This is a genomic window from Achromobacter sp. Marseille-Q0513 (genome assembly GCF_018195695.1).
Taxonomy (GTDB): domain Bacteria; phylum Pseudomonadota; class Gammaproteobacteria; order Burkholderiales; family Burkholderiaceae_B; genus Achromobacter.
Genome location: NZ_JAGTJY010000234.1, coordinates 1 through 8,103, shown reverse-complemented (window position 1 = coordinate 8,103; position 8,103 = coordinate 1). Strand labels below are relative to the sequence as shown.

Here is an 8,103-nt window from a genome sequence, read left to right as displayed (position 1 = left end):
GGCCCCCATTGTCCGGCGCCTTGCCGTCGCGCGCCGATGATCCAGGTCATTGGCGCGCGGCGGCGCATGCGCCGATGACCGCGGCGGCGCTGACGCCGCCAGCGGACGGCGCAACCGGCCGGCCAGGCTTCAGAACGGCCGCCGCGCCAGCGTCGCCAGCCTGGACAGATGCGCTGGATCGCGCAGCGCCCATTCGCGGCGCTTGCCGCTGATGTGGCCTTGCGCCTGCCAGTCGTTGAGCAGCCGGCTCAAGGTTTCGGCGCGGATGCCCAGGTGCGCGGCCAGCTGGCGCTGGCTCAAGGGCAGCGTCACCGTGCTGCCCTGGCGCGCGTGCAGGTCCATCAGGTAGTGGGCGAGTCGCTCGGGCGCGGTGCTGGAGGTCATCCAGTCCACCTTGTTGACCTGGTCGTACAGGCTCTTGCTCAGACTGGCCAGCAAGGTCAGCGCCAGGTCGGGCCAGCGCCGGCAGGCCTCGTGCAGTTCCGCGCGGCCCAGTCGCCAGCCCAGGAAGCCGGTGCGCGCCCGCGCCTGCATGGGATAGCGGCCGTGCGGCATGAACATGGCGGCCTCGGCCATCAGCTGGCCCGGCTCGAAGACGCGGAACACGCGTTCATCGCCGTTGTAGCCGTAGCGCATGACCTCGGCCTGGCCGGCGGCGACCAGCAGGTAGTGGCGCGCCTCGTCGCCTTCGTCGAACAGGATCTGGCCGGACTCGGCGCGCAGCGGGGCCGCGCCGCGCAGCAGCTGCGCGGCCACGTCGCTTGGCGAGGGCAGGTCCCGCAGCAAGGGATGCCGCGCGAGCAGGTCCGTCGGTGGCGGCCCGGACGGATTGATATTTGTCATTCTGGGTCTTTCGGGGGGAATGGGAGAATCTTAAACGATAACAATTCCTATTTGTAATATTTAGATGAAAGACCTGAACACCCGCCGCCGGCTCTGCGCGGCGATGCTGGGCGCGACGCTGCTGCCCGGCCTGGCCACGGCCCGCGCCGCGTCCGGCCGCCGCGCCGTCCTGACCCTGGCCGGCCCGAGCGCCGTGGTCAGCTATCCGCTGATGCACATGGCCGCCACCGGCGCGCTGGCCGCGCATGCGGACCAGCTGCGCTTCCGCCTGTGGCAGACACCCGATCAATTGCGCACGCTGCTGGTCAATGGCAACGTGGATTTCAGCGCCGCGCCCGGCACCTTGCCGGCCTTGCTGCACAACCGGGGCATGCCGGTGCGGCTCTTGAACATCTCGGTCTGGGGCATTCTCTGGCTGGTCAGCCGCGATCCGGCCGTGCGGACGTTTGAAGACCTGGCCGGCCGCGAGCTGGCCGTGCCGTTCCAGCGCGACCTGCCGGCCGTGCTGCTGGACACCCTGCTCGACGCCCAGGCCGCGCGCGGCCTGGCGCCGGTCAAGCTGCGCCGCACCCGCGACGGCCAGGACGCGATCGCGTTGATGCTCAACGGCCAGGCCGAACAGGCGCTGCTGGTCGAACCCATGGCGTCGCTGCTGCTGTGGCGCGCCGCGCAGCAGGGCGGCGCGCCCACGCTGCATCGCGGACAGAGCCTGGAGCAGGCGGGGCGGGGCGCCTTCCGGGCGCGGCCCCCGCGGCCGCGGGCGGGCGTCGGGGCCGCGGCGGGGGGGGCGGACGATGGCGCGTGGGGGGCGGGGGTCGAGGCCGCTTAGGCCGAGCCCGCGCGTTGGGGGGGGGAACACCCCGCCGCCGGCGCGGCGCGGGGGCGCGAGCATCGGCCGCCCATGCCGCTGGCCGCGCTCGAAGCCGCCGTGCGCGGCACCCGCCTGCACAGCCGCAGCGCGCGCGAGGCCCGCCCCGAGCTGGAAGCGCTGTACCAGCTGCTGGCCGAGCGCTATCCGCAAGCCATCGGCGGCAAGCTGCCGCCCGCCGGCTTCTACGGCCCATGAGCGCGCCCCGATCCTACGGGCCGCCAGCGCTGCGCACCTCGCGCGCCTGGAGCGCGGTCGGCGTGTTGCTGCTGTTGCTGGCCTGGCACGTGGCCGCGCGCCAGCTCGGGCCGCTGCTGATGGCCACGCCCTGGGAAGCGTTCCGCGCCATCGGTCCGCTGCTGCGCAGCCCGCAGTTCTTTGCCAACGCCGGCGTCAGCCTGATGCGCATCGGCGCGGGCGTGCTGGCCGGCGCGTCGATCGGCTTCGCGCTGGGCGTGCTGGCCGGCCACAGCGCCCGCCTGCGAGGCCTGATCGAGCCGCTGCGCTGGCTGCTGATGGCCATGCCGCCGGTGGTCGTGGTGGTGCTGGCCATGCTGTGGTTCGGCCTGGGTTCGTCGATGGTGATCTTCATCACCACGCTGATGATGGCGCCCGGCATGTACGTCAACACGGTCAAGGGCATGCTGCACGTGGACCGCAAGCTGGTCGAGATGACACAGGCCTATCGCTACGGCCCCTGGCTGCGCCTGCGCCACCTGTACCTGCCCGCGCTTAGCGCGCCGCTGCTGGCCGCCTTGCTGATCGCCGCCTGCGGCGGCGTGCGCCTGGTGGTGATGGCCGAGGTGCTGGGCGCCGAGAACGGCGCAGGTTTTGCGCTGGCCAATGCCCGCAGCACCTTTGATACCGCCGAGCTGTACGCCTGGGTGCTGCTGATCCTGGGCCTGGTGGCCTTGCTGGAATTCGCCTTCCTGCAGCCGCTGCAACGCCGGCTGGGCCGCTGGATGGAGCCCAGCCATGCTTGAGATGAACGCCCTGTCCTTGCGCTATGGCGCCAAGACCGTGCTGCGGGACGTGGACCTGCGCCTGCGCCCCGGCGAGCGGCTGGGCTTGATCGGCCCCAGCGGCGCGGGCAAGAGCAGCCTGCTGCGCCTGGCCGCAGGCCTGACGCGACCCAGCGGCGGCGCCCTGGCCAACGGCTTTCGCCATCCCGTGCTGATGTTCCAGGAACCCCGGCTGCTGCCGTGGCGTCATGCGCTGGACAACGTGGCCCTGCCGCTGCGCGCCGCCGGCCATGCGCCGGCACCGGCCCGCGCGCTGGCCGCGCAATGGCTGGCGCGGGTCGGCCTGGAGGCTGAACTGCATGCCTGGCCCGGCGAGCTGTCGGGCGGCATGGCGCAGCGCGTGGCGCTGGCGCGGGCGCTGGCGTTGTCGCCGGATCTGCTGATGCTGGATGAACCGTTCAGCGCGCTCGATCCCGCCCTGCGCCGCCAGCTCGCCGCCTGCTGCCGCGAGGAAATCGGGCGCAGCGGCGCGGCGCTGCTGTGCATCAGCCACGACCCCGACGAACTGCTGGGCCTGGTCGACCGCTGCTTCATGGTGAGCCAGGGCCGCGTCGCGCCCATCGCGCTGGACGGTCCGGCGGACGCCGGGCAGCTGCGTGCCGCGCTGCTGGCCGCGGGCGGCCAGCCCTAGCGGGGACCGCCCTTCTTTCCTCTTTTTTATAGAGCGCAACCATGAACGCGTATCCCTTCCTGCTGGTCCTGCACCTGTTCGCCGCCTTCGTCTTCGTCGGCACCGTGACGTTCGAAGTGCTGTTCCTGGAGCCGGTGCAGAAGCGCCTGCCCACGGACGTGCGCAAGGCGCTCGGCGCACAGCTCGGCCCGCGCGTGCGCGCCGTGGTGCCCTGGGCCGTGCTGGCGCTGTACCTAGCGGGCCTGGGCATGGCCTGGCAATACCGCGCGGCGCTGGCGCAGCCATTCTCCTCGGCCTTCGGCACGCTGCTGGCCATCAAGCTCGCGCTCGCCACCAGCGTGCTGATCCACGTCGTCGTCGCCATGTCGCTGGCACGCCGCAAGCGCCTGCGCAGCGCGGTACGCAGGCGCGTGCATATCAGCGTGTTCTGTCACATGGTCGGCATCGTGCTGCTGGCCAAGACCATGTTCCATCTGTCCTGGTAGCGCCGCCGCGCGTGTCCCGTGCACCGGCGTCGCCCGCCACCCCTTTTTCGCTCTACCTGGAAGCACTCCCATGAAGTCACCCGTCTTGCGCCACCTGGCGTCCAGCCTGGCCCTCGTCGCGCTGGGGCCGTCCCTGGCCCATGCCCAGCAGGCGCCGGCCGCCGGCCAGGCCGTGCCGTCGCTGTCGCCCGTGCTGGTGTCGGGCCAGTCCCCGATGCAGGCGCTGGATCCCAGTCCGCAGCAGGCCCAGGCCGCGCTGCGCGCCGTGCCCGGCGGCACCAACCTGATCCAGCCGCAGCAGGAAGTGCGCCTGGTCACGCTGCGCGACGCGCTGGACTACCAGCCCGGCGTGGTGGTGCAAGAGTTCTTCGGCGGCCTGGACCAGCCGCGCCTGAACATCCGCGGCTCCGGCATCCAGAGCAATCCGCTGAGCCGCGGCATCCTGCTGATGCAGGACGGCCTGCCGCTGAACGACGCCGACGGCTCCTTCATCATCAGCATGCTGGAACCGCGCAACGCCGGCCTGATCACCGTGCGGCGCGGCGCCAACGCGCTCTCGCCGGGCGCCAGCACGCTCGGCGGCGAAGTCGATTTCCTGTCGCTGACCGGCACGCAGAACGACATGATCCGCCTGGGCGGCGGCAGCTTCGGCAGCCGCAGCATGACGCTGTCCAAGGGCTTCGAGGACGATCGCCTGGACGGCCGTTTCAGCTTCGGCTACGACAAGTCCGACGGCTACCGCCACCACTCGGCGTCGGAGCGCTCCAGCTTCCAGGGCAACCTGGGTTTTCGGCGCGGCAGCTTCGAGAACCGCACCTATCTGTCCTATACCGACCTGAAATTCGATATCCCCCAGCCCGTGCCCAAGGCCCGCATGTACGACGATCCGCGCGCCGTGCTGGGCGACGGCAACACGCCGCAGGATCTGAGCAACAACGTCTACAAGCGCGACCCGCACCGCGACAGCAGCCAGTTCCGCATCGCCAACCGCAGCCATTGGGGCGACGACACGTTGAACCAGACCGTCGGCCTGTACTGGCAGCGCACCGACGACGACTTCACCAACCCGCAGGTCGCCAACGTCACCGACGGCGACACCTATGGCCTGACGTGGCGGCTGGCCGGCAAGGCCGGCAGCGTGGACTACCGCGTGGCGCTGGACTGGCAGCGCAGCGACATGGACCGCGAGTTCTACGCTATCCGCCCGGCCGACGGCCGCCGCCTGCAGCGCTTCGGCGCCTACGCGCTCAAGGCCGAGAACCGCAGCGCGCAGGTAGGCGCGGACTGGCACCTGACCGAACAGTTCAGCCTGGTCGGCGACCTGAAATACACGCAGGCCGTGCGCGACGCGCGCGAGCGCAACAGCGGCAAGACCCTGGACCAGGACTGGAACTACGCCACGCCGCGCCTGGGCCTGGTGTGGCAGCCTGCCGCCACGCAACGCTGGTACGCCAACGTCAGCCGCAGCAACGAGGCGCCCACCTTCTGGGAAATCGTCAACGGCGAAGTGCCAGCGCCCATGAACCCGGCCAGCGCCGTCGCGTCCATGAGCAAGCTCGACCTGCAACGCGCGCTGACTTATGAGATCGGCGGCGACGGCTCGCTGGACGTGGCTGGCCGCGATCTGCGCTGGAGCGTGTCGCTGTACCGCAGCCGCGTCGACGACGAACTCATGTCCGTCAGCAACGCCAACGGCACGCCGGCCGGCACCTACAACTATCGCGGCCGCACCCGCCACCAGGGCATCGAGGCCGGCATCGGCGGCAGCCTGCCCGCGCCCGGCGACGGCCTGCTCGACTACCGCATCGCCTACACCTTCAGCGACTTCCGCTTCCGAGGCGGCGAGTTCGCGGGCAAGCGCATCGCCGGCGTGCCGCGCCATCTGCTCAGCGCCGAAATCATGTACCGCAAGGGCGGCTGGCGCGTCGGTCCCAACCTGCGCTGGCTGATGAGCGACACCGAGACCAACCACGCCAACGCGCCGGGCACTCAGCAGCAGGCCTATGCACTGCTGGGTTTCAAGGTGGCCTACGAGCATGACGCGCACTGGAGCGCCTATCTGCAGGCGGACAACCTGACCGACAAGACCTACGCCAGCAGCTACGCCATCCGCAACAGCGCGACGGCGGCCATGCCGATCTTCCTGCCGGGCAACGGCCGGGCGTTCAGCGCGGGGCTGACGTATCGGTTCTGAGGGAATGAGAGGCGGCGCAGGTGCACAGGTCGCTGGCGTAAGCGCCGCCGGGGCCAGGTCTCAGGTGTTGTCCTTCAAGGTGCTGGTGGGCCCATTGGTCTTGACCGAGGCAATGCCATTGTCCCGCGCCGCCGCGCTCGAATACATCTCGCTGCGCCCGATGACCTGCCCATTGGTGGCCGTCAGCGTGAAATAGGGCGCGCCGTTGGTGGCGGTCTTGCGTTCGTAGCGGGCATCGGTCGGCGAGTTATTGCGTACCGATTCGATGCCGGCCAGCGCATTGGCCTTGGTGGTGTAGCGCTCGCTAGTCAGAATGACTTCATGGTTGGCGGCTTTCAGGTTGAACATGAACTGGTCGCCGCTGCGCTTCAAATCGTAGTAACCACTCATAGATAGCTCCGTTATGTTGGGGTGATCCAGGAATAGGCAGATACTGCGATGCGCACTGTGAGTGCCGGCCGATAGTAGGACATGCGCGGCGTTTTGAACATATCGGATGCCTGTTCGCCTGCGCGTGGACAAGGGGGCGGTGCGCGCTTGCCGGGAGGCAAATGGCTAGACGGGCAATTCCAGCGGTTCCCGCGTGCCATAGCCTTCCTCGCCGTACACCAGCCCCGGCAACGGCGAACGGCCACGCCCGCAAGCGTCCCACAATTCCCCGACCCATTGCATCGCCGTGTCGACGATCACGTTCTGCACGTCGAAGCCGGCTTCGTCCGAGCCGAACAGGGGCACCTCGGGCTCGATGCCGTCTTCGGTATGGCGCACGTCGAACAGGTAGCGGTGGCCTTCGATGGCCTTGTTGAGCACGAACAGGTCCGGGCCTTCCAGGCTGGCCACCACCGAGAACGTGCCTTCGCCGTCCTGGTCGGGAAACACCACAATGTGGATTTCGCGCGCCTTGGGAGGCAGGGCGGCGATCAGGGCCGTCAGCGTGGCGCGGGCGGTGTCGCCATGGGCGCGCAGGATGCGCAGCAGTTCGGCTTCGTAGTCGGATTGAGTCATGGGCGGTTCGTTCAGGGCGGGTGGAGTGGAGTCAAGCATGCGCCGGGTCGGCGGATGGCTTGTCAGGTGGCTTGTTTTAACAGAAGCCGTCCAGACGCCCTGCCTGTGAAGCGCGGGCCGCTACGGCCGCGCCCGGGACGCCGCCTCGTTCCTGTATTCCCGCACGTACTCTCCAAAGCGCAGCATCGGCACCTCGCCCCGCAAGGTCTGGGGCAGCAGCTTGCCGCAGAAGTACGCGCTGTCCGCCACCGGCCGTTGCGGGAAGTAGCGGGGCGCCAGCTGCTTGTGCGCCTGCATCCTGGCATTGTCGATGAAGGCTTCGGCCTGTTCCGGTCCGATGGCCGCGACCAGCTGCGCGCGGATCAGCGTCTGCAGTTCGGCCTGTTGGCGGCCGTGGCTTCGATCCCAGTCCTGGTACAGCCCTTGCAGCATGAATTGTGTTCCGGGGTCGTCGCGCGCGCAGTGTTCGAGCGTGTTCGCGGCCAGTCCGCGCACGTCCATGAAGGCGGTATAGAGGAATTGCAGGCGGCCCGTGCTGTCGGCCGGCGCGGGCGACGGCAGGACGGCCAGGAGGCAGGCGGCGGCGCGAAGGAGGGTGCGGGGTGTCATGGTGGCCCTGGCAGGATCTGGAGAAAGGGCGCGCAGTGAAGCGCGCTCGAAGATCATGCGCGGGCCGCGTGGCGCGCGACACCAGAGGATTCTGAAACTGGCGGGGCGGGACGAGGACGGGTGTCAGGACCGCTTGCAGAACGGGCAGTACAGTTCGTTGATGAAATCGTCCGTTTCGATGTTGTCGCTGAGAATCAGCACGGCCATCGCGCCGTGCGTCTTGCAGCGGATCTGTTGCCCCGCGCCTTTCGTCTCGACGCGGGATATGTCTAGGTCATCCCAGCCGCACCACGGACATTGGCACACGGGATCGGTCGTGTTGGCCAGGATCGTCAGCGTCCAGCCGCATTCGCCGCATTCCAGATGATGCAGCGGCTGGACGGGGGAGGGATTGGAGGTGGGGGTGGTCATGGCGTAAGACTCCGGCAACGTAGGGCGTCGATGCG

Annotated in this window: 11 protein-coding genes; 6 read left to right on the top strand and 5 right to left on the bottom strand. The window is 69.4% G+C overall.

The features are described 5' to 3' along the window. Positions 1-129: 129 nt before the first annotated feature. Entirely contained in the window at positions 130-843 is a 714-nt protein-coding gene (locus tag KDH83_RS27940) for a Crp/Fnr family transcriptional regulator (RefSeq protein WP_212321710.1), read from the bottom strand. Between the two features lie 64 nt (positions 844-907). On the opposite strand from KDH83_RS27940, the gene KDH83_RS27935 reads away from it, so the two are divergent. From KDH83_RS27935 to KDH83_RS27915, 6 genes are all read left to right on the top strand, one after another. Further along, entirely contained in the window at positions 908-1,672 is a 765-nt protein-coding gene (locus KDH83_RS27935) for an ABC transporter substrate-binding protein (protein WP_249205403.1), read from the top strand. A 72-nt stretch (positions 1,673-1,744) separates the two neighbouring features. Further along, positions 1,745-1,909, top strand: coding sequence for a hypothetical protein (locus tag KDH83_RS32710; protein WP_249205402.1), 165 nt, complete (start codon positions 1,745-1,747; stop codon positions 1,907-1,909). Then, on the top strand, positions 1,906-2,694 hold the full coding sequence (locus KDH83_RS27930; RefSeq protein WP_212321708.1) for an ABC transporter permease subunit: 789 nt from the start codon (positions 1,906-1,908) through the stop codon (positions 2,692-2,694). The genes KDH83_RS32710 and KDH83_RS27930 overlap by 4 nt, the downstream gene beginning before the upstream one ends. Next, positions 2,687-3,364 (top strand): ATP-binding cassette domain-containing protein, encoded by a 678-nt coding sequence (locus KDH83_RS27925; protein ID WP_212321706.1) that lies wholly within the window; start codon positions 2,687-2,689, stop codon positions 3,362-3,364. The genes KDH83_RS27930 and KDH83_RS27925 overlap by 8 nt, the downstream gene beginning before the upstream one ends. Positions 3,365-3,405: 41 nt before the next feature. Beyond that, on the top strand, positions 3,406-3,849 hold the full coding sequence (locus KDH83_RS27920; protein ID WP_212321704.1) for a hypothetical protein: 444 nt from the start codon (positions 3,406-3,408) through the stop codon (positions 3,847-3,849). 70 nt (positions 3,850-3,919) lie between these two features. After that, a complete protein-coding gene (locus tag KDH83_RS27915) occupies positions 3,920-6,043 on the top strand; it encodes a TonB-dependent receptor (RefSeq protein WP_212321702.1) in 2,124 nt (707 codons plus the stop codon). Between the two features lie 60 nt (positions 6,044-6,103). On the opposite strand, the gene KDH83_RS27910 is transcribed toward KDH83_RS27915, so the two are convergent. From KDH83_RS27910 to KDH83_RS27895, 4 genes are all read right to left on the bottom strand, one after another. After that, the gene (locus tag KDH83_RS27910) at positions 6,104-6,433 is read right to left on the bottom strand and encodes a YegP family protein (protein WP_212321700.1); all 330 of its coding nucleotides are present in this window, start codon (positions 6,431-6,433) and stop codon (positions 6,104-6,106) included. A 165-nt stretch (positions 6,434-6,598) separates the two neighbouring features. Further along, positions 6,599-7,048: a DUF6389 family protein gene (locus tag KDH83_RS27905; RefSeq protein ID WP_212321698.1), complete on the bottom strand. Its 450-nt coding sequence runs from the start codon at positions 7,046-7,048 to the stop codon at positions 6,599-6,601. 120 nt (positions 7,049-7,168) lie between these two features. Next, a complete protein-coding gene (locus tag KDH83_RS27900) occupies positions 7,169-7,714 on the bottom strand; it encodes a hypothetical protein (RefSeq protein WP_212321696.1) in 546 nt (181 codons plus the stop codon). 66 nt (positions 7,715-7,780) lie between these two features. Further along, a complete protein-coding gene (locus tag KDH83_RS27895; RefSeq protein WP_212321694.1) occupies positions 7,781-8,068 on the bottom strand; it encodes a hypothetical protein in 288 nt (95 codons plus the stop codon). Between the last annotated feature and the right edge of the window lie 35 nt (positions 8,069-8,103).

Coding starts and splice junctions, on each gene's coding strand:
- KDH83_RS27925 (WP_212321706.1), top strand. CDS start 2,687: ATGCTTGAGATGAACGCCCTGTCCTTGCGCTATGGCGCCAAGACCGTG.
- KDH83_RS27915 (WP_212321702.1), top strand. CDS start 3,920: ATGAAGTCACCCGTCTTGCGCCACCTGGCGTCCAGCCTGGCCCTCGTC.
- KDH83_RS27900 (WP_212321696.1), bottom strand. CDS start 7,714: ATGATCTTCGAGCGCGCTTCACTGCGCGCCCTTTCTCCAGATCCTGCC.
- KDH83_RS27930 (WP_212321708.1), top strand. CDS start 1,906: ATGAGCGCGCCCCGATCCTACGGGCCGCCAGCGCTGCGCACCTCGCGC.
- KDH83_RS27920 (WP_212321704.1), top strand. CDS start 3,406: ATGAACGCGTATCCCTTCCTGCTGGTCCTGCACCTGTTCGCCGCCTTC.
- KDH83_RS32710 (WP_249205402.1), top strand. CDS start 1,745: ATGCCGCTGGCCGCGCTCGAAGCCGCCGTGCGCGGCACCCGCCTGCAC.
- KDH83_RS27935 (WP_249205403.1), top strand. CDS start 908: ATGAAAGACCTGAACACCCGCCGCCGGCTCTGCGCGGCGATGCTGGGC.
- KDH83_RS27895 (WP_212321694.1), bottom strand. CDS start 8,068: ATGACCACCCCCACCTCCAATCCCTCCCCCGTCCAGCCGCTGCATCAT.
- KDH83_RS27940 (WP_212321710.1), bottom strand. CDS start 843: ATGACAAATATCAATCCGTCCGGGCCGCCACCGACGGACCTGCTCGCG.
- KDH83_RS27905 (WP_212321698.1), bottom strand. CDS start 7,048: ATGACTCAATCCGACTACGAAGCCGAACTGCTGCGCATCCTGCGCGCC.
- KDH83_RS27910 (WP_212321700.1), bottom strand. CDS start 6,433: ATGAGTGGTTACTACGATTTGAAGCGCAGCGGCGACCAGTTCATGTTC.